Annotated in this window: 22 protein-coding genes; 13 read left to right on the top strand and 9 right to left on the bottom strand. The window is 56.0% G+C overall.

All coding sequences use genetic code 11. The features are described from left to right. Positions 1-2 precede the first annotated feature (2 nt). Positions 3-2,468 (bottom strand): glycerol-3-phosphate 1-O-acyltransferase PlsB, encoded by a 2,466-nt coding sequence (gene plsB, locus AC1RKC_RS11875; protein WP_392458007.1) that lies wholly within the window; start codon positions 2,466-2,468, stop codon positions 3-5. Between the two features lie 148 nt (positions 2,469-2,616). Between plsB and AC1RKC_RS11870 the strand changes: the two genes are divergently transcribed. From AC1RKC_RS11870 to AC1RKC_RS11855, 4 genes are all read left to right on the top strand, one after another. Continuing rightward, complete coding sequence (locus AC1RKC_RS11870; protein WP_046372523.1) at positions 2,617-2,985, top strand: diacylglycerol kinase; 369 nt, start codon at positions 2,617-2,619, stop codon at positions 2,983-2,985. 121 nt (positions 2,986-3,106) lie between these two features. Further along, a complete protein-coding gene (gene lexA, locus AC1RKC_RS11865) occupies positions 3,107-3,715 on the top strand; it encodes a transcriptional repressor LexA (RefSeq protein ID WP_037416119.1) in 609 nt (202 codons plus the stop codon). A gap of 101 nt (positions 3,716-3,816) precedes the next feature. After that, the gene (gene dinF, locus AC1RKC_RS11860) at positions 3,817-5,181 is read left to right on the top strand and encodes an MATE family efflux transporter DinF (RefSeq protein ID WP_020837168.1); all 1,365 of its coding nucleotides are present in this window, start codon (positions 3,817-3,819) and stop codon (positions 5,179-5,181) included. Between the two features lie 286 nt (positions 5,182-5,467). Then, a complete protein-coding gene (locus AC1RKC_RS11855) occupies positions 5,468-5,677 on the top strand; it encodes a CsbD family protein (RefSeq protein ID WP_017894203.1) in 210 nt (69 codons plus the stop codon). Between the two features lie 105 nt (positions 5,678-5,782). Here the strand turns inward: AC1RKC_RS11855 and zur are convergent, their stop codons facing one another. The 4 genes from zur to AC1RKC_RS11835 all read right to left on the bottom strand — a co-directional run bounded on the left by zur (position 5,783) and on the right by AC1RKC_RS11835 (position 8,300). Then, positions 5,783-6,295: a zinc uptake transcriptional repressor Zur gene (gene zur / locus AC1RKC_RS11850; RefSeq protein ID WP_041415728.1), complete on the bottom strand. Its 513-nt coding sequence runs from the start codon at positions 6,293-6,295 to the stop codon at positions 5,783-5,785. Between the two features lie 185 nt (positions 6,296-6,480). Beyond that, entirely contained in the window at positions 6,481-7,239 is a 759-nt protein-coding gene (locus tag AC1RKC_RS11845) for an anti-sigma factor family protein (RefSeq protein ID WP_261139543.1), read from the bottom strand. Next, positions 7,236-7,724 (bottom strand): RNA polymerase sigma factor, encoded by a 489-nt coding sequence (locus AC1RKC_RS11840; RefSeq protein ID WP_071844531.1) that lies wholly within the window; start codon positions 7,722-7,724, stop codon positions 7,236-7,238. Before AC1RKC_RS11840 ends, AC1RKC_RS11845 begins: the two co-directional genes overlap by 4 nt. A 42-nt stretch (positions 7,725-7,766) precedes the next feature. Next, positions 7,767-8,300, bottom strand: a complete 534-nt coding sequence (locus AC1RKC_RS11835) for a tetratricopeptide repeat protein (RefSeq protein ID WP_493092488.1) — start codon at positions 8,298-8,300, stop codon at positions 7,767-7,769. Between the two features lie 204 nt (positions 8,301-8,504). On the opposite strand from AC1RKC_RS11835, the gene dusA reads away from it, so the two are divergent. After that, complete coding sequence (gene dusA, locus AC1RKC_RS11830; RefSeq protein ID WP_046372526.1) at positions 8,505-9,515, top strand: tRNA dihydrouridine(20/20a) synthase DusA; 1,011 nt, start codon at positions 8,505-8,507, stop codon at positions 9,513-9,515. Positions 9,516-9,674: 159 nt separating this feature from the next. Beyond that, positions 9,675-9,893: an envelope stress response protein PspG gene (pspG, locus tag AC1RKC_RS11825; RefSeq protein WP_020837162.1), complete on the top strand. Its 219-nt coding sequence runs from the start codon at positions 9,675-9,677 to the stop codon at positions 9,891-9,893. 313 nt (positions 9,894-10,206) lie between these two features. On the opposite strand, the gene AC1RKC_RS11820 is transcribed toward pspG, so the two are convergent. Both AC1RKC_RS11820 and AC1RKC_RS11815 read right to left on the bottom strand, forming a co-directional pair. Next, positions 10,207-10,626 (bottom strand): lysozyme inhibitor LprI family protein, encoded by a 420-nt coding sequence (locus AC1RKC_RS11820; RefSeq protein ID WP_261139545.1) that lies wholly within the window; start codon positions 10,624-10,626, stop codon positions 10,207-10,209. Positions 10,627-10,755: 129 nt separating this feature from the next. Beyond that, positions 10,756-11,745, bottom strand: a complete 990-nt coding sequence (locus AC1RKC_RS11815) for a quinone oxidoreductase (RefSeq protein WP_046372527.1) — start codon at positions 11,743-11,745, stop codon at positions 10,756-10,758. A gap of 179 nt (positions 11,746-11,924) precedes the next feature. Here AC1RKC_RS11815 and dnaB point away from each other — a divergent pair, with 179 nt between their 5' ends. Continuing rightward, positions 11,925-13,349, top strand: coding sequence for a replicative DNA helicase (gene dnaB, locus AC1RKC_RS11810; RefSeq protein ID WP_020837159.1), 1,425 nt, complete (start codon positions 11,925-11,927; stop codon positions 13,347-13,349). 17 nt (positions 13,350-13,366) lie between these two features. After that, the gene (gene alr, locus AC1RKC_RS11805) at positions 13,367-14,446 is read left to right on the top strand and encodes an alanine racemase (RefSeq protein ID WP_020837158.1); all 1,080 of its coding nucleotides are present in this window, start codon (positions 13,367-13,369) and stop codon (positions 14,444-14,446) included. A gap of 41 nt (positions 14,447-14,487) precedes the next feature. Here alr and AC1RKC_RS11800 read toward each other — a convergent pair whose 3' ends face one another. Beyond that, positions 14,488-15,255 (bottom strand): transporter substrate-binding domain-containing protein, encoded by a 768-nt coding sequence (locus AC1RKC_RS11800; protein ID WP_493092487.1) that lies wholly within the window; start codon positions 15,253-15,255, stop codon positions 14,488-14,490. A gap of 214 nt (positions 15,256-15,469) precedes the next feature. Between AC1RKC_RS11800 and AC1RKC_RS11795 the strand changes: the two genes are divergently transcribed. The 5 genes from AC1RKC_RS11795 to maa all read left to right on the top strand — a co-directional run bounded on the left by AC1RKC_RS11795 (position 15,470) and on the right by maa (position 18,839). Then, the gene (locus AC1RKC_RS11795; RefSeq protein WP_020837156.1) at positions 15,470-15,937 is read left to right on the top strand and encodes an Lrp/AsnC family transcriptional regulator; all 468 of its coding nucleotides are present in this window, start codon (positions 15,470-15,472) and stop codon (positions 15,935-15,937) included. Between the two features lie 80 nt (positions 15,938-16,017). Then, positions 16,018-17,211, top strand: coding sequence for an amino acid aminotransferase (locus tag AC1RKC_RS11790; protein WP_046372530.1), 1,194 nt, complete (start codon positions 16,018-16,020; stop codon positions 17,209-17,211). 126 nt (positions 17,212-17,337) lie between these two features. Beyond that, positions 17,338-17,754, top strand: a complete 417-nt coding sequence (locus AC1RKC_RS11785) for a secondary thiamine-phosphate synthase enzyme YjbQ (RefSeq protein ID WP_017894193.1) — start codon at positions 17,338-17,340, stop codon at positions 17,752-17,754. Positions 17,755-17,758: 4 nt separating this feature from the next. Further along, positions 17,759-18,112 (top strand): MmcQ/YjbR family DNA-binding protein, encoded by a 354-nt coding sequence (locus AC1RKC_RS11780; protein ID WP_020837154.1) that lies wholly within the window; start codon positions 17,759-17,761, stop codon positions 18,110-18,112. 169 nt (positions 18,113-18,281) lie between these two features. Continuing rightward, on the top strand, positions 18,282-18,839 hold the full coding sequence (maa, locus tag AC1RKC_RS11775) for a maltose O-acetyltransferase (RefSeq protein WP_020837153.1): 558 nt from the start codon (positions 18,282-18,284) through the stop codon (positions 18,837-18,839). 34 nt (positions 18,840-18,873) lie between these two features. Here the strand turns inward: maa and AC1RKC_RS11770 are convergent, their stop codons facing one another. Beyond that, entirely contained in the window at positions 18,874-19,926 is a 1,053-nt protein-coding gene (locus AC1RKC_RS11770; protein ID WP_044553778.1) for an NAD(P)-dependent alcohol dehydrogenase, read from the bottom strand. Positions 19,927-19,984 lie beyond the last annotated feature (58 nt).

Below are 19,984 nucleotides of genomic sequence, written 5' to 3'. Positions count from 1 at the left end.
TATTACTGGTCTTTCTCTTCCGGTTCAACCGCTTCCGGCAGAGTGTTGGTTTCCGCCGGCATGCTGACGCTTTCAATGGTCAGTTTGATTTCCGGGGTAATCAGGTCGCTCAGCATGTTGTACACCTCAAGGGTGTGCTCACGCACCGCATCGCCAATATCATTGATGTAGCCTTCTTCACGCAACGTAGCCACCAGGGTGGAGAATACCGCCTTGTCGAAGAACTCCGGTGCGTTGATGCCGTGCAGCACGGATAAACGCTGCGCCATGATACGGCTCTCTTTCTCCAGCGCACCGCGGTTAATGCTCGGGTTGGCGCTGAGGATAGACATGGTGATGGCGTAGCGCTGCAAGGTTTCACGGACGCCGGCGGCCAGCAGCTGCAACGGACGGATGCGCGCTGGATTCAGTACCAGATCGTCGCCTTTATCGCAGATCAATTGCTGACGGATCATTTCCTCTATCAGCGGTTGCAGCACCTCCGGCAGTTGTTCCTTGTCGTTGTGCAGGAACAGCTCGGCTTTCAGCATCGGGTAGATCAAACCAATCTGGCGCAGCAGTTCAGCGCGAGATACCCGGCGATGGTGCATCACGATAGTGGCAATCAGTGATGGCAGAACCAGCAGGTGATGGATATTGTTGCGGTAATAGGTCATCAGCACCGCCTGCTCGCGCGGCAGGATGATGATATCGCCGATGTTATCCTTCTCCACCTCGAACTTGTTCATGTTCAACGCGTGATCCAGCAACTCATCCGGCGTTTGAGTCGGCACGGTAACGTCATCGGCATAAGGCACGTTGCGCATCAGTTGCAGATAGCATTCCAACTGTTCAAGCAACTGCTCGCGGGTTAAAGAGCGCTGGCGAGAAGCCAGTAACGCCGTGGAACACAGGTTCATGGCGTTGGCCGCTGCGGCATTGTTGATGCGCACCATAATCTTGGCCGCCAGATCGTTGACCGTCGGCGTCAGCCAGCTTGGGCGCTGGGATTCGATCGGGTCAATCGATTCACGCCACTGCGGCACATTCTGGTTCAGGTAGGTGGTCAACGGCAGGGGATCGCCAAAGTTCACGTAGCCCTGGCCGAGATTACGCAGTTTGCGCAAGCCGCGCAGCATCTGCAGCAGGCTCTCTTTTTCCTTGGTGGCGCCACGCAGCTCTTTGGCGTAGGTACCCACTTCCATCACGTGCTCGTAACCGATGTAGATCGGCACCAGCGTGATAGGGCGGGCCCCGCCGCGCAGCATCGCCTGAATGGTCATCGACAAGGTGCCGGTCTTCGGCTCCAGCAAACGCCCGGTACGGGAACGCCCGCCTTCGACAAAGTACTCGACCGAGTAACCGCGGGTAAACAGCTCGCCGAGGTATTCACGGAACACCGTCGAGTACAGCTTGTTGCCTTTGAAGGTCCGGCGGATAAAGAACGCGCCCAGGCGGCGGAAGATCGGCCCGGCCGGCCAGAAGTTGAGGTTAATACCGGCAGCAATGTGCGGCGGCACCAGGCCCTGGTGGTACAACACATAGGACAACAGCAGATAGTCCATGTGGCTGCGGTGACAGGGCACATACACGATCTCGTGGCCGTCCTGCGCCAGCTGACGCACCCGCTCGGCGTTGGTGACGTTGATGCCCTGATACAAGCGGTTCCAGGTCCAGCTCAGCACGCGGTCGGAAAGGCGCACCGTCTCGTAAGAGAAGTCGGCGGCAATCTCTTCCATCAATGCAATGGCATTTTGCTGGGCTTTTTCGTGGGAGATTTTTTTACTGCGCGCTTCGTCTTCGACCGCTTTTTCGATCGCTTTGGACGCCAACAGCTTGTTGAACAGGTCCTGACGGGCCGGCAGGCTTGGGCCTACGGCGGCCAGACGCTGACGCGAGAAGTGCATCCGGGCTACGCGAGCCAGCTTTTGCGCGATGATCTTGTCCGTACCGTGCTCGGTCGCCATGCGGCGCAGCGAAACGGTATTGGAGAAGCGCACAAAGCTATCGCGGCCGAGCCACAGCACGGCAAAGAATTTCTGCACGCCATTTAGCAAGCGCAGATGCGGTGTGCCGTGGCCTTCGCGCCCCGGAGAGCGGCCAAACATCACCGAAACCGGCAGCATCTGAATATCGAGATCCGGGTTACTGCGGTGCAGATCCAGATAGTCGTGGAACAGTTTTACCGACTCTTCTTTCGGCGTGTAGTAGCGGAATACGCGCGGGCCGTCGTGAATAAACACGTGGCTGGGCAGCACGGTGCCGTCTATTTCCAGCGGTTCGAGAGGATCGGGCAAATCCTGCGCCAGGCACTGGGTGCGCAGCGTCAGTAAATCCGCCTTGGAATTATAAGGTAAAACATACAAAATCGGCCGTGAGGGATCCAACCCTAACTCCGTGACCGGATCTGAAGGGATAACCTTACTTCTTACCAACAATTTGAGTGGTAAATTCAATAGTTTATAATAAATTTTACGCCAACCTGACATAACAACGTGAAGCCTCTTGTTAGCAATGCGCCGCAAGCATACCAGAAACCGGGTAGCAGATCTGTGGTGTTGGAAAACCGGGAGCCGTGAGCGCTTCCTGGCCTAGACTGTTTAATTATGACTTACCTCTGCGAAAGGCACTAAAAACATGACGAACCAAGCAACCGGCCTGACCCGTATTATTAAAGCCGCCGGCTACTCTTATAAAGGTTTTTCCGCTGCCTGGCAGCACGAAGCGGCGTTCCGCCAGGAGTTGGTGGTGACCGTGCTGGCTATCATACTGGCGATTTGGCTGGACGTGGGTGCGATAGCGCGCATTTTACTGATTGGGTCGGTGGTGCTGGTGATGATTGTCGAGATGCTCAACAGCGCAATTGAGGCGATTGTTGACCGGGTGGGGACCGAGTATCACGAGCTGTCCGGCCGGGCCAAGGATATGGGGTCGGCGGCAGTTTTGCTGGCGGTTATTTTGGCGCTGTTTGTTTGGGCCGCGGTGCTGTGGCAGCACTTTGTCTGAGCAGAGCAAGCTCGTTGCGATCCGGGTCGCTAATCCCTGATTTTTATTCATTCTTCGGTTCCCAAGCCGCACTTACCTGTATATACTCACAGCAAGACTGTATAAACAAACAGGGGGCGGAATGAAAGCACTAACTACCAGACAGCAAGAGGTCTATGATCTGATTCGCGATCATATTTCGTCCACTGGCATGCCGCCGACGCGTGCCGAGATCGCCATGCGTCTGGGGTTCCGTTCGCCAAATGCCGCAGAAGAACATCTGAAAGCGCTGGCGCGTAAAGGCGTCATCGAAATCGTCTCCGGCGCTTCGCGCGGCATTCGGTTGCTGATGGAAGATGAAGAGGGTTTACCGCTGATTGGCCGCGTGGCTGCCGGTGAGCCGCTGCTGGCACAGCAGCATATCGAAGGTCACTACAAGGTGGATCCTTCACTGTTCAAACCGAGCGCGGATTTCCTGCTGCGGGTTAACGGCATGTCGATGCGTGATATCGGTATTCTGGACGGTGACCTGTTGGCGGTGCATAAAACTCAGGACGTGCGTAATGGCCAGGTGGTTGTGGCGCGCATCGAAGATGAAGTTACGGTCAAGCGGCTGAAAAAGCACGGTAACGTGGTTGAGCTGCTACCGGAAAACAGTGAATTCCAGCCGATTGTGGTTGATCTGCGTCAGCAGAACTTCACCATTGAAGGCTTGGCGGTCGGCGTGATCCGCAACGGCGACTGGGTTTAACCCATAAGCCTGCACGCTGCCCTTTGATTTAAATCGCCCCAGCTCTGGGGCGATATCATTTCTGACCGATTAAAACCGCATTGCCACGGGAACATTTCACTATGCGCCTGCTCTCCGCCTTCACCAGCGATACCGATAAAGCCTTGTGGCGCCTGGCGCTGCCAATGATCTTCTCCAATATCACCGTGCCGTTGCTTGGGCTGGTGGATACCGCAGTGATCGGTCACCTCGACAGCCCTGTTTATCTGGGTGGTGTGGCGGTGGGAGCGATGGCGACCAGCTTCCTGTTCATGCTGTTGTTGTTCCTGCGTATGAGCACCACCGGTCTGACTGCACAGGCTCTGGGCGCACAAAACCCACAGGGATTGGCGCGCGCCTTTATGCAACCGCTGCTGCTGGCGGCGTTGGCCGGTGTGGCCATTGTCTTGCTGCGCCATCCGCTGATCGAACTGGCGCTGAAAATCGTCGGTGGCGACGAGGCGGTGCTGGAGCAGGCCCGATTATTCCTCGAGATCCGCTGGTTGAGCGCGCCGGCGGCATTGGCGAACATGGTTATCCTGGGCTGGCTGCTTGGCGTGCAATACGTACGTGCGCCGGTGATCCTGCTGATTGTCGGCAACTTATTGAATATTGTACTGGATATCTGGCTGGTGATGGGGCTGGGCTGGAACGTGCAAGGTGCGGCGACGGCGACAGCTATTTCTGAGTATGCCACGCTGCTGCTGGGCTTATGGCTGTCCTGGCGGGTCATGCGCCTACGTGGCATTTCCATGCCGATGCTGCGCACTGCCTGGCGCGGTAACCTGCGGCGTTTGCTGGCGCTGAACCGCGATATTATGCTGCGTTCCCTGCTGCTGCAGCTGTGCTTCGCTTCTTTGACCATCTTCGGTGCCCGGCTTGGCGGCGAAGTAGTGGCAGTGAATGCGGTGCTGATGAACTTACTGACCTTTACCGCCTATGCGCTCGACGGTTTTGCCTACGCGGTTGAAGCGCATTCTGGCCATGCCTATGGCGCGCGTGACGATAGCCAACTGCGCAAGGTGTGGCGTGCGGCTTGCCGACAAGCCTGTCTGGTCGCGTTGGCCTTTGGCCTGGTTTATGCCGTTGCCGGTCAGCATATTATCGCCGCCTTGACCTCGTTACCGGAACTGCGTGCGCTGGCCGGCCACTATCTGCCGTGGCAGGTGGTGCTGCCATTGGTGGGCGTATGGTGCTATTTGCTGGACGGCATGTTTATTGGCGCCACCCGAGGAGCAGAAATGCGCAACAGCATGGCAGTGGCAGCGGCCGGCTATGGTTTAACGCTGCTGACCGTACCCGTCTTGGGCAATCATGGTTTATGGCTGGCGCTGGCGGTCTTTCTTTCTCTGCGAGGCATCGCGCTCGGCTGGATTTGGCACCGCCACAGGCTGCGCGGTACCTGGTTTGCCGCGGATCCAACGGCTCACAATGAGACGTTATCATAAAATTAACTAATGTTTTGTATTCATATTGAGTTACATATTATCGCGTCGATTTAGTCCCGCTTACTGACTGTTATTTCGGGTGTTTTACTTAATTTTGTTGTTTTGTTGAATTTTTATTCTGGTTTTTTGTTCTTTATCGATATCTGTTGCTATAGTTAATCATGTGGCTGGCGGAATGAATTGGAATGACATTCCCTTCATTTTAGGTCAATTGACCATGATTATTACTCAGTTAAGCCCAGCGACAAGTTTTTAAAACTGACTAATCACAGGTAACGGAGAGGTTATGAACAAAGATCAAGCCGACGGTAACTGGAAGCAGTTTAAAGGGAAAGTGAAGGAAAAATGGGGCAAGCTGACCGATGACGATTTGACGGTCATTGAAGGGAAACGCGAACAGCTTGTCGGTAAAATTCAGGAACGCTACGGCTACCAGAAAGAGGCGGCCGAGAAAGAAGTGAAATCCTGGGAAGACCACAACAAGTATCGCTGGTAGTGCGATAGGCCGCAGCGGATTGCGGCCGTAAACTATGCTGATGGCCAGGCGTTTCAATCCCCTTGACGCTATGGCCGAAGGTACAGGGAGGTACCTGATACCCTCTTATTTCTTCTTGATAGCGATGCTGTGATCGTGTTCGCCGCAATCATGTTTGCTATCGCAGGCTTCTACCTCAACGCAACCCTCACACAGGCCATGGGCTTCTACCACGCTGTGACGTAGGGCAAATCCTGACTCTTTAGCCAGCTTTTGCAGCGTCTCTTCGATCCCTTCGGTTGTGCGCTCAGTCACCTGGCCGCAGCGATCGCAAATAAACAGTGCGGAAGTATGCATCGGCTGTTCGAAATGATGGCACAAAACATAGCTGTTCGCCGATTCCACGCGATGAATAAAGCCTTGTTCCAACAGGAAATCCAATGCACGGTAAACCGTGGGGGGTTTGGCCTGGGGTTCGGCTACGCGCAGCAAATCCAGTAGGTCGTAAGCGCTGATGGCACCGGGCTGTTGTGCCATCAGGCGTAACACTTCCAGCCGCTGCGGTGTCAGTCGCACATTGCGTTGCTGACAGAGTTGTTCAGCCTGCGCCAGCAGCTTTTCCTGGGTGCTTGAGTTCATGGCAAATTTCCCGGTACGTAAAAAAGCCGATTTTACCATGCTTCAGCCAAATCGCCGAGAGTCGGCCACTTTTCTGCCAGTATGGTGCATTAAACGTCCGGTTTAGCACCCGTTGTTAGCCAGAAATGTGATGGTATTCACGATGTTCCGTGCCGTTCTCGCAGGCTATGGCTTTGCGTTGGCTTTTAGGCGGTCAGCGAACGTTGTAATTGACTGGCCAATCTGACCATTTCCACTGCTGGATTATGGCCAATCAGCATGAAACTGTGTCTGGTATCGGACCAATAGACCACATTCATTCCCAGGCGTTGTTCGCTCTCTGCGGGCTGCGACTTGCCCGGTTGCTGGATAATACACAGTGCCAATACACCGTACCGCGCATCCAACCAGGTCAATTGAGCAATACGGCGATCGTCGTACGCCAGCACACGGGCGTTTTTTAGTTCGGCCCCTTGCAACGTCAGCTGCGACAGAGGAAGCGCGATGCTCAGCCGATCACCGGTGTGCTGTAGTTGACTGGCAATCTGCGCTGCGGAGCCTTCAAAACCCATCAGCGTTTCCGGGGTGTACAACGCCATATATTGAGCGACCAGGCTCCGCCAGTTGTCATCCGGTTGGCTGAGCTGCAGATAGGCGCGATCGCCTGCGATGCCCAGTGCCAGAAAAGCGACGGCGGCGGCAATCAGGCCACGGCGGCTGACGCTATGCGGTGGTGCAGAGGAGGCTTGCGGCCAGTCTGCCTGCAATCTTTGTACCGGCGCTTCATCAAGCAAAGGCGCAAAGGCTTGCTTAAAGGGCAAGCTGCTGCGCTCCAGCAACGACAAGCGTTCAGCCAACGCCGGTTCGCCGGCCAGACGCTGTTCCAGCCGGTGGCGTTGCTGTGGGTCCAACTGATTATCCAGATAGGCGACCAGCAGTTCATCCGTTGCGTAGGCGGAACTCATGATTGTTCTCCTTTTACCTGCGGGGTACGGGTTTGCAGCAGGCTGTCGTTCGCCAACCGCAGCCGTGCCGCCGCCAGACGGCTCATGATGGTGCCAATGGGCACACCCAGCACCTCAGCGGCTTCCCGGTAAGAAAGTTCCTCCACGTACACCAGAAACAACGTATTGCGCTGCGCCTCCGGCAGTTGATTAACCCGTTGCATCACTTCATTGGCCCAAATCGGCTGCTCGCCGTTTTCCGCACCGGCCAGTTCTTCAACGTCGACAAAGCCCTGTCCCTGGCGAATGTGCTGAGAGCGGACCTCGTTCAACCAGATGGAGTGAAGAATGGAAAATAACCAGCGGTCCATACGCGTTCCCACGGCAAACTGTGCGGCGCGTTCCAACGCCCGCACGCAGGTGGCCTGCACCAAGTCGTCGGCTACGTCCCGCCGGTGGGACAGCACCAAGCCATAGCGCCACAGGCGGGAGAGATATTGGCCGATTTCGCTGCGGATCGCGTCGCTGCTGATGTTTGCCTCCGGGTTTTACGATTCAGGGTGATGATCGATAGCCGCCGCCAGATCTCGGTATTCTTCACAACCGGTACCGCACAGCGATTGAATAACCCTAAGCTGCTCCTTCGCCAGGTCCTGACGACCTTTGATCATATAAGCCTCACCCAGGTATTCGCGGACTTTGGGGTATTTCGGATCGAGCGCCACTGATTTTAAATAGTAGCCGATCCCTTCGTCGGTGCGGCCGAGCTTGCGGGTGGCATAGCCGCGGTAATTCAGCGCCACGGCAGTGTTGGGATCTTTGAGGGTATTCAGCACATCCAGCGCTTCCTGATAGCGGCCGCTTTTGGCCAGCGCATAGGCATAGTTCGTGCGATCGTTGTCGCTGACCATGCTGCTTTTATCCACCATGCAGGTTTTGGTTTTCGTATCGTATATCTGGCCTTTGGGGCAGGTTGGCGTGGTTTGACCGTTGCCATCGCCGCCCATCGCCAGAGCCGTACCGGATAACAGCAGTGAACCGGCAATGACTGGCAGCAGCAGGCGTTTAACGAAACTGTTCATGGTTATTTCCTCATCATGAAGGACGCAGAACTGCGGCCTTACAGAGAGAACACCTGACAGCCTCTTTTTATTCGCTTTTGCCGGTGCTTTTTTATCGGCGACACAGCGGTTTTCCCAACGCCGTCGATTGTCGTTATAATAGCCGTTTGCGGCAGCATGCCGTTCGTTGAACCCCAGACAGAATCAGGTAGCCAGTAGCCCAGCATGACGACAGACAATAACGCCCCAAAATACGCCGCCAATCGTTTTTCCATCGCGCCGATGCTCGACTGGACCGATCGTCATTGCCGTTACTTCCACCGCTTGTTGACCAAGGAAACCTTGCTGTATACCGAGATGGTGACTACCGGCGCGATTATCCACGGTAAGGGCGACTATCTGGCCTACAGCGAAGAAGAACATCCTGTGGCGCTGCAACTGGGCGGCAGCGATCCGGCTGCGCTGGCGCACTGCGCCAAACTGGCTGAGCAGCGCGGCTATGACGAGATCAACCTCAACGTCGGTTGCCCGTCAGATAGGGTACAGAACGGCATGTTCGGTGCCTGCCTGATGGGGCAGGCAACGCTGGTTGCCGACTGCATCAAGGCGATGCGCGACGTGGTGTCGATCCCGGTGACGGTGAAAACCCGCATTGGTATTGACGATCAGGACAGCTACGAGTTTCTGTGCGATTTCATCGCCACCGTCGCCGGGCGCGGTGAATGTGACATGTTTACCATTCATGCCCGCAAGGCATGGCTGTCGGGCCTGAGTCCGAAAGAGAACCGCGAAGTGCCGCCGCTGGATTATCCGCGCGTGTACCAGTTAAAAAGGGATTTCCCGACGCTCACTCTGGCGATTAACGGGGGGGTGAAAACACTGGAAGAGGCGAAACAGCATCTGCAGCATCTGGATGGCGTGATGATGGGGCGCGAAGCCTACCAGAACCCGGGCATTCTGGCGCGGGTCGACAGTGAACTGTTTGGCTGCCAAAGTGAAGTTATGGACAGCATAGCGATTATCGAATCGCTGTATCCGTACATTGAACGCGAGCTGTCGAAGGGCACCTATTTGGGCCATATCACCCGCCATATCCTTGGGTTGTTCCAGGGCGTGCCCGGTGCCCGTCAGTGGCGCCGTCACCTGAGTGAGAATGCCCATAAGCCAGGGGCCGATGCACGCGTGGTTGAGCAGGCGCTGGATTTGGTTCGCCTACCGCGCACCGAGATGGCGTAATAGAGATAAAATTCTGACTAACAGTTAGTGTTTTTGACCAGGCATGTTGCGTGATGTGGCATGCCTTTTTTTCAATTTCAATAACTTAGTCCTCTCACCATTTTGGCACGCTTCTTGTAATACCTTCGCAGATACTTTGTTTTGCGAAGGAGCAAAATCATGTTGGAACTCTTCTTTCTGGTCGGCTTTGTCGTCATGCTGATGGTGACGGGCATTTCGTTGCTGGGCGTATTCGCGGCGTTGCTGGTGGCCGCGGCATTCATGCTGATTGGCGGGCTGTTTGCGATGGTGATTAAGCTGTTGCCGTGGCTGATTTTGGCGGTGGTTGGCGTTTGGATCTACCGTTCAATGCAGAAGCCTTCAATACGCCGCTATTAATTTTTTGTCGAATAATCAGTCGGTCACGCTGAAAATCGAGCAACAGAGGCGTTCTTAATGCGGCAGCGATCACAGCTTGACGTTTAAACGGCCGGTACGGCGCATTAGCCATTTTTTTTGCGACTCGGGGCTGTTAGGATGTTTGCCGATGCAGCGATGCGACCGATTTCATCACCGCAAGAGACAATAATACCCAATACGAGCGTTGCTCAAGCAACCCACTGTCTCTGGCGGACTCTGCTCTACCCCTACAAACGCAGTAACAAAAAGGGCTCCTTACGGAGCCCTTTTTGTTACTGATAATCCAGCAATATTAAGATCTTGGCCAGTCGTCGCTTTCAAGCTGCAACGTGCGTTCAATGGTCATGTTCAGTTGGCATGAAGCCGCATCCAGTGCATCGCCGGAGCCATGCGGTGCTGCCACCAGCGCCTGGCATTGGCTGTCTTTGAACTTCAGCCAGTTACGCTGTGCCTCACGCCAGGCTTTTGGAGCCGCCTTAAACTTGAGCGCTTCCTTATAGGACTTGTTCAGGCGTGCATCCCAAAGATTGAACTCTGTGTCAATGCAGGCAGCCATACTTGGCGTGCCGACATCTGGCCTGCTCATACATTGCGTATAGGCGGCAGAGTAAGGGTATTTCATCAATGCATCTTTTTCTGCGTTTGGCGTCGCTACCTGCGCTGCGGTGGCCAACGCTGGAGCTGCGGCGAAAACCAGCGCTGTAACCAGCATTTTTATTTTCATTTCAGAGCTATTTCCCTATTGAACAACGTGAATTGCCGGAAGATCATATTCCACTCTTCGCCTTTAGACGATGTACCACCGCACGTTATACCTAATTTTACCGATCTTTTTTCCAACTCAACGACCAGGGATCAGCAGGCTTGAGCCGCTGGTATTACGGCTTTCCAGCACCTGATGCGCACGTTGTGCGTCAGCCAGCGCAAACTTCTGCTCTTCCTTCACGTCGACCTTGATGGCCCCGCTGCCGATCAATGAAAACAGCTCATTGCTGGCAAATTGCAGCTCCGCGCGGCTGGTGATGTAGCCATTGAGTGAAGGGCGGGTGACATACAGAGAGCCTTTCTGGTTGAGTAACGCCAGATCGACTCCGGTAACCGGGCCGGAGGCGTTGCCAAAGCTCACCATCAGCCCGCGTCGCTTCAGGCTATTGAGCGAGGCTTGCCAGGTGCTTTGGCCCACAGAGTCATACACCACGCCGACTTTTTCGCCCTGGGTCAGTTCGGCGACGCGCTGGGCGATGTCTTCCTTATGGTAATTGATGGTGGCCCAGGCGCCGGCACGCTTCGCCAGCTCGGCTTTTTCGTCGGAACCGACGCTGCCGATTAACTTCGCCCCGAGCGCTTTGGCCCACTGGCAGGCAATCAACCCGACACCGCCTGCGGCAGCATGGAACAGGAATACTTCACCCGGCTGCACCTCATGGGTTTGACGCAGCAGGTAATGCACCGTCAGCCCCTTCAGGAATGAGGCTGCCCCTTGCTCGAAACTCAGATTGTGCGGCAGGATGGCCACTTTTTCCTGCGCGACGTTGTGCACTTCGCTGTAAGCACCGAGCGTTGACTGGGCGTAAACCACGCGGTCACCCGGCTTCAGCGCGCTGACTCCTGCGCCGATCTTGGTGACCACCCCGGCCGCCTCGGTGCCCAACCCACTTGGCAGGCTGGCGGGCGGGTATAACCCGCTGCGTATGTAGGTGTCGATATAGTTGATGCCGATCGCCTTGTTCTCGATCTGCACCTCACCGGCTGCCGGGTCTGGCGGGGTAAAATCAACGTATTGCAACACTTCAGGGCCGCCGGTGGCGGAGAATTGAATGCGCTTGGCCATATCAGTACCTCGTGTGGGTGTCTGATTTCACCCTACGCGTTTTAGTATTGGCGATCCAGTTTGTCCGCGCGCGGATTGATACTTTTTTGCATCGGTTATGCCGCAGGAATCACAGATAAAAATCACGTATACTCTCGCGTCAGGATCCTTCATTCGCAACCGGATTAAGAATACGCTTCATGGCAGGAAAAAAACCAACCAACAAAACAAACGCAGACGAAGCCAGAGAACGTCCCCGCGATCGCCAGATGGAAGGGCTGAAGATGCCGCCACATTCGCTGGAGGCTGAGCAGTCAGTGTTGGGCGGTTTGATGCTGGATAACGAACGCTGGGATAACGTGGCGGAACGCGTGGTCTCCAATGATTTCTTCAGCCGCCCGCACCGCCTGATCTTTACCGAGATGCAGCGCCTGCTGGAGATGAGTCGGCCTATCGATTTGATCACCCTGTCCGAATCGCTGGAACAGCGGGGCGAACTGGACTCTGTCGGCGGCTTCGCCTATCTGGCCGAATTATCGAAAAACACCCCAAGCGCTGCCAACATCGGTGCTTATGCGGATATCGTGCGTGAACGTGCGGTAGTGCGTGAGATGATCTCGGTGGCCAATGAGATCGCTGACGCCGGCTACGATCCGCAGGGGCGCAGCAGTGAAGATCTGCTCGATTTAGCCGAATCGCGGGTATTCCAAATCGCGGAAAACCGCGCCAGTAAAGATGAGGGTCCGAAAGGGATCGAGCGTATCCTGGAAGATACCGTTGCGCGTATTGAGCAGCTGTATCAGCAGCCGCACGATGGCGTGACCGGGGTGGATACCGGCTATCAGGATCTCAATAAGAAAACCGCCGGTTTGCAAAAGTCGGATCTGATCATCGTCGCCGCCCGTCCAGCAATGGGTAAAACCACCTTCGCCATGAACCTGTGCGAACACGCCGCGATGACGCAGGACAAGCCCGTGCTGATTTTCAGCCTGGAAATGCCCTGCAACCAGATCATGATGCGTATGCTGGCCTCGCTGTCACGTGTGGATCAGACCCGTATTCGTACCGGCCAGTTGGACGATGAGGACTGGGCGCGAATTTCCAGCACCATGGGTATCCTGCTGGAGAAGCGCAATATGTACATTGACGACTCCTCTGGCCTGACGCCAACCGAAGTGCGCTCCCGTGCGCGGCGTATTTTCCGTGAACATGACGGCATCAGCCTGATCATGATCGACTACCTGCAGTTGATGCGCGTGCCGTCGCTCTCCGACAACCGAACGTTGGAAATCGCCGAGATCTCCCGCTCGTTAAAAGCCCTGGCGAAAGAGCTGCAGGTACCGGTGGTGGCGCTGTCGCAGCTGAACCGAAGCCTGGAGCAGCGCGCCGACAAGCGCCCGGTCAACTCCGACCTGCGTGAGTCCGGCTCCATCGAGCAGGATGCCGACCTGATTATGTTCATCTACCGTGATGAGGTTTATCACGAGAACAGCGATCTGAAAGGGATTGCCGAAATTATTCTGGGTAAGCAGCGTAACGGTCCAATCGGTACCGTACGCCTTACCTTTAACGGCCAGTGGTCGCGCTTCGATAACTATGCGGGGCCACAGTATGATGACGAATAATCAGCTAAGGAACTGAAATGAAAGCGGCAACCGCTGTAATCGACCGCCGCGCTCTGCGACATAATCTGCAACAGGTGCGCCGTCAGGCGCCACAAAGTCGCCTGATTGCCGTTGTGAAAGCAAACGCTTATGGACATGGCCTGCTGGAAACAGCTCACACCCTGCAAGATGCCGACTGTTACGGCGTGGCCCGCATTGGCGAGGCGTTGAAGCTGCGCTCCGGCGGCATCGTCAAACCCATCCTGATGCTCGAGGGCTTCTTCTCGGCCGAGGATCTGCCGGTGCTGGTGGCCAATAACATCGAAACCGCCGTGCACAGTATCGAACAGCTTGAAGCACTGGAGCAGGCCACGCTGGCGCGTCCGGTGCCGGTGTGGATGAAGCTGGATACCGGCATGCATCGTCTGGGGGTCCGCCCTGAGCATGCCGAGGCGTTTTATCAGCGTCTGAGCGCCTGCCGCAATGTGGTGCAGCCGGTGAATATCATGAGCCACTTCAGCCGTGCCGATGAGCCGAGTTCCGATGCCACGCTCAAACAAATGCAGTGCTTTGAACAGTTTGCCCGTGGTAAACCGGGCCAGCGTTCTATTGCCGCCTCCGGCGGTACCCTGCTGTGGCCGGATGCGCATAACGACTGGGTTCGCCCAGGCATTATCCTGTATGGCGTCTCGCCGATGGAGGACGCCAACGGCAGCCAGTTTGATCTGCAGCCGGCGATGACGCTGAAGTCCAACCTGATCGCGGTGCGTGAGCACAAGGCCGGCGAGTCCGTAGGCTACGGCGGTACCTGGGTCAGTGAAGGTGATACTCGCTTGGGCGTGGTGGCGATGGGTTACGGCGACGGTTACCCGCGCAGCGCGCCTTCCGGTACGCCGGTGTGGCTCAACGGCCGTGAAGTGCCGATCGTGGGCCGGGTGTCGATGGACATGATGTCGGTCGATCTGGGGCCGAACGCGACCGACAAGGTCGGGGATGAGGTGGTGCTGTGGGGGCGGGAGTTACCGGTCGAACGCATCGCCGAATGCACCGGCATCAGTGCTTATGAACTGATTACCAAGCTGACGCAGCGCGTGGCGATGGAATATATCGGCGAATAAGTCCATTGAGGGGCCGCCAGGCAGCGGCCCGTTATATTGAGTTACTTCTTCACTGCCAACCACTGATCGATAATGCTTTGATACTCACCGGTCGCCTTGGCCAGGTGCAGCCACTGATCCACATACAGCTTCCAGCTCAAATCGTCACGCGGCAGCATGTAAGCCTTTTCGCCATACTGCATCGGCTTTTTCGGGTTGACCGCGCACAGCTTCGGATAGCGTTTTTGCTGATACTGCGCCTCGGAAGCGTCGGTGATCATCACATCGGCTTTCTTGTCGACCAACTGCTGGAAAATCCCCAAATTATCATGGGTCAACGTCAGTTTGGCCTTGTGCAGATAGGCGTGGACAAAGGCCTCGTTGGTGCCGCCCGCTGGCTCAAGCAGGCGCACGGACGGTTTATTGATCTGGTCAATGGTGCGGTATTTCTTCACGTCGGTGCAGCGCACTAACGGGATCTTGCCGTCGGTATCCAACGGGTCGGCGAAGAACACCTGCTTTTGACGTTGCAGCGTGACCGAGATGCCGCCCATGGCGATATCACATTTGCCGGCGACAAAGTCCGGCGTCAGGGTTTTCCAACTGGTTTTCACCCATTTCACCTTGGCGCCCAGGCTTTTTGCCAGCGATTCCGCCATGGCGATATCAATGCCTTCGTAGCTGCCGTCTTCTTTTTGGAAGGTATAGGGTTTGTAATCGCCGGTGGTGCACACTTCCAGCGTGCCCTGCTGTATCACCTTATCCAAATGCGATTGTGCGCTGGCGCTTCCGGCGGCAACCAGCAGTGCGAGAGGGAGAAATCTTTTCATCGGCGTCCTTATTATACATTCGTGGTTTTATGCGCTATTTAACCGCTCATTGTTGCTGACTTGCGCGAGTTACCCGTTTTTTATGCCATTGGCAGGCGGAAACGTCCGGCATTGCTGCTGTGCGCTTCACAACCTCGGCGCGGGAAGGGTATCCACAGTCAAAAAACTGATAGGCTATAACGTCAACATTTATTAACACAGTTTACAGGTGGCTATGTACAACATTGACGATTTTGATATGAAAATCCTGACGCTGTTACAGGCCAATGGCCGTCTGACCAATCAGGAACTGAGCGATCTGGTGGGGCTGTCGGCATCCCAGTGTTCGCGGCGGCGCATCAGCCTGGAACAGGCGCAACTGATCCGCGGTTACCACGCGCGACTGGCACCGGAGGCCGTCGGGCTAGGGTTGGTTGGCCTGATAGAAGTAAGTCTGACTCACCATGCTCAGGAGCAGATCGACAGTTTCCACCAGATGCTGGAAGAAGTGGACGCCATTCTTGACGCTTACAAAACCACTGGCGATGCTGATTATCTGCTGAAGGTTGCGGTGGCGGACCTGCCGGCACTGGACGATTTGATCAGCCAGACGCTGTCCCGCCACAAAAGCGTGGCGCATATCAAAACGGCGGTGGTGCTCAACCGAATCAAGGAAAATGGTTTGTTGCCGGTTGCGAGATAAAGCTCAAACTGAACGGCCTTTTCCGTCTATATTAGGAGCGTAACGCTGTGCCTACTCACCATAATCCAGGAGAATAATCCGTGTTCCAGAATGTTGATGCCTACGCAGGTGACCCGATCCTGTCGCTGATGGAAAAATTCAAAAAAGACTCACGTGCGCACAAGGTTAACCTGAGTATCGGCCTTTACTATGATGAGCAGGGTATTATCCCGCAGATGAAAGCGGTTGCTGCGGCAGAAGCGCAGCTGAACAGCGTGGATCATGGGGCATCGGTGTACCTGCCGATGGAAGGTCTGCTGCCTTACCGCACGGCGATCCAACATTTGCTGTTCGGTGCCGAACACCCGATGCTGCAGCAAGGGCGCATCGCCACCATTCAAACCGTGGGCGGTTCCGGCGCGCTGAAAGTCGGTGCCGACTTCCTGAAAAGCTACTTCCCGGATTCGCAGGTGTGGGTCAGCGATCCGACCTGGGAAAACCACGTTGCCATCTTTGGCGGCGCTGGGTTCAAAGTGAACACCTATCCGTACTTCGACAGCGAAAGCCTGGGCGTGAAATTTGACGCCATGCTGAGCGCGTTGAAACAGCTGCCGAAACACAGCATCGCATTGCTGCACCCGTGCTGCCATAACCCGACAGGTTCCGACCTGACCCACACTCAGTGGGATGAAGTGGTCAAAGTGATTGCCGAGCGTGAACTGATCCCGTTCCTCGATATCGCTTATCAGGGCTTCGGCGGCGGCATTGCCGATGATGCCTACGCTATCCGCACTATTGCTGCGGCCGGTCTGCCATGCCTGGTGAGCAATTCCTTCTCGAAAATTTTCTCGCTGTACGGCGAACGCGTCGGCGGCCTGTCGGTGGTGTGTGAAAGCGAAGAAGCGGCCGGACGCGTGTTGGGGCAACTGAAGGCCACGGTGCGTCGCAACTACTCCAGCCCGCCGAACTTCGGTGCGCAGGTGGTGGCGAAGGTGCTGAACGACACGCAGCTGAAAGCCCAGTGGTTGGCCGAAGTGGAAACCATGCGCACCCGTATTCTCGAGATGCGCAAGACGCTGGTGGAAGCGCTGAAAATCGCCCTGCCGCAACGGAACTTCGATTATCTGCTGGCACAGCGCGGCATGTTCAGCTACACCGGCTTCAGCGCCGCCCAGGTTGATCGCCTGCGTGAAGAGTTCGGCGTGTACCTGATCCACAGCGGACGCGTTTGCATGGCGGGCCTGAACCACCACAACGTGCATCAGGTAGCCGAGGCGTTTGCCGCCGTGCAGTAAAAGCTGTTAGGGTAAACTGACGTTAGCCAGGGAGCGATAGCGATATCGCTCCTTTTTTGTTGTCGGTTTGCCGCCAGAGTTGCCGCAAACTGGAGAGAGAATATACTGATTGAGGGGCGCTCACTTATGTGGCATCAGCAAACGCTAATCCTCAGCGCAAAAGCGCGTGGTTTTCATCTGGTTACCGAAGAGATTACTGACCAGCTAACCCACTTACACCGCCTGCAAACTGGCCTGCTGCATCTGTTATTGCAGCATACCTCGGCCTCGCTGACGCTGAACGAGAACTGCGATCCTACGGTGCGAGCCGACATGGAGCAGCATTTCCTGCGTCAGGTGCCAGAGAACGCACCCTATCAGCATGACTACGAAGGGCCGGACGACATGCCGGCGCACATCAAATCCTCTCTGTTGGGCACGTCGTTGACGCTGCCTGTCGGTCACGGGCGGCTGATGCTGGGCACATGGCAGGGAATTTGGCTGGGGGAGCACCGCATCCACGGCGGTTCACGCCGGGTTGTGGCCACGTTACAGGGGGAATAACCCAATGAATAACACAGCACTGCTGGAATACTGCATGGCGAAGCCGGGCGCGGAACAGAGCGACCAGAACCAGTGGCAGGCCAGCCAGATCAAAGTCGGCGACGTTATGTTCGCCATGGTGTGCGAGGTACAGGGGCGACCTGCTTTGGCGGTAAAATCCAGCCCGGAACTGGCGGAAAGCCTACGGGAGCATCACCCGGAGATCGTCCCCTGCGTCGGACTGAACAAGGCACACTGGAATACGGTCTTTCTTGATGGCAATCTGCCGAACTCGCAGTTCTATACGTTGATCGACAGTTCCTATCAGCTGGTGCTGGAAGGGTTACCCGACCATGTGCGCCAGGAATTGCGCGCCTAACCATAGATAACGGCAGGTGTAGCGCCTGCCTGAGTCCTTCGTTTATTTCTTCTGTTTTCCCGCCAAACTGTGATCGCGATTCGATATTGGGAACGTTCCCGTTTTATTGTTGATGAGGAAAGACTAGGCTTTTTAATCAATAAGCCGAAATACCAAAGGATGCCGCGAGATGGCGATGAGTGAAGAAAAACGCAAAATGATTGCCGGTGAATTGTACGACGCCGGCGACGAACTGTTGCGCAGCGAGCGCAAGCGCGCACGCCAATTGGTCCACCGTTACAACCATTCGTCACCGGATGAGGGCGACCTGCGTAAACAGGGATTGGCAGAATTGTTGGGCCAGTATCAGGGGGGCACTATCGAGCCGACGTTTCGCTGCGATTACGGCTACAACATCTATCTGGGGAAGAATTTCTACGCCAATTTTGACTGCGTGATCCTCGACGTATGCGAAGTGCATATCGGTGATAACTGCCTGCTGGCGCCTGGAGTGCATATTTATACCGCCACCCATCCGCTGGATGCGGAAACCCGCGTGGGCGGGGCGGAGTTCGGCAAGCCGGTGCGCATTGGCAATAATGTGTGGATTGGCGGTCGTGCGGTGATTAATCCTGGCGTTACGCTGGGGGATAACGTGGTGGTGGCGTCCGGTGCGGTGGTGACCAAGGACGTGCCTGCGAACTGCGTGGTCGGCGGCAATCCGGCGCGAGTGATAAAGCAGCTGTAAGAAAATCGGGCGCCGCTGTGGGCGCCCGAGAGGCTTAGGCTCGCAAAGAGTCGATATCCACCACGAAGCGATATTTCACGTCGCTTTTCAGCATCCGCTCGAAAGCTTCATTGATTTGCTGCATCGGGATCAGTTCGATATCCGAGGTAATGCCGTGCTGGCCGCAGAAATCCAGCATCTCCTGGGTTTCTGCAATGCCGCCAATCAGTGAACCGGCGATGCGACGACGCTTCATGATCAGGTTAAACACCTGCGGTGACGGATGGTCGTGCTCCGGTGCGCCAACCAGCGTCAGGGTGCCGTCACGGCGTAGCAGATTGAGGAACGGGTTCAGATCGTGCTGGGCCGCCACCGTGTTAAGAATAAAATCGAAACTGTTGGTGTGCTGCGCCATCTCTTCCGGATTGCGTGAGATCACCACTTCGTGAGCGCCGAGGCGTTTGGCATCTTCGACTTTGGACGCTGAAGTCGTGAACAGCACCACATGCGCTCCCATCGCCCGGGCCAGTTTAACGCCCATGTGCCCCAGCCCGCCGAGACCGACGATGCCCACCTTTTTACCCGGACCGGCGCCCCATTGACGCAGCGGGGAATAGGTGGTGATACCGGCGCACAGTAAGGGGGCGACACCGGCAGGATCGAGGTTTTCCGGTACGCGAAGTACAAAGTCCTGATCTACTACCATATCGGTGGAGTAGCCGCCGTAGGTGGTGGCGCCGGTTTGTCGATCCTCACCGTTATAGGTGCCGGTAAACCCATTTTCACAATATTGCTCCAGACCCTCGTCACAGCTCGGACAGCTGCGGCAGGAGTCCACCATACAGCCCACGCCGACCAAATCGCCGACCTGATAGCGTGACACATGGTTGCCGACGGCGCTCACGCGCCCCACAATTTCGTGGCCGGGAACCACCGGAAAAAGAGTGTTGCTCCATTCGTTGCGGGCCTGGTGTAAATCCGAATGGCAGACGCCACAGAACAGAACCTTGATTTGCACATCGTGGTCGCGCAAGGTGCGCGGCGTGTAATCAAAAGGAACTAACGCTGATTTGGCGTCATGCGCGGCATAGGCGTGCGTAATGTTCATGGTAACTCCAGTCATCAGTGTATGGGGGGAACGGCTTCCGGCAGTAGGGTGCCGTTGG

The sequence above is a fragment of the Serratia sp. GW822-FHT06E05 genome, from assembly GCF_058799445.1.
The sequence above is the reverse complement of the archived record's forward strand: the minus strand, read 5'-3'. Positions and strand labels throughout refer to the sequence as shown.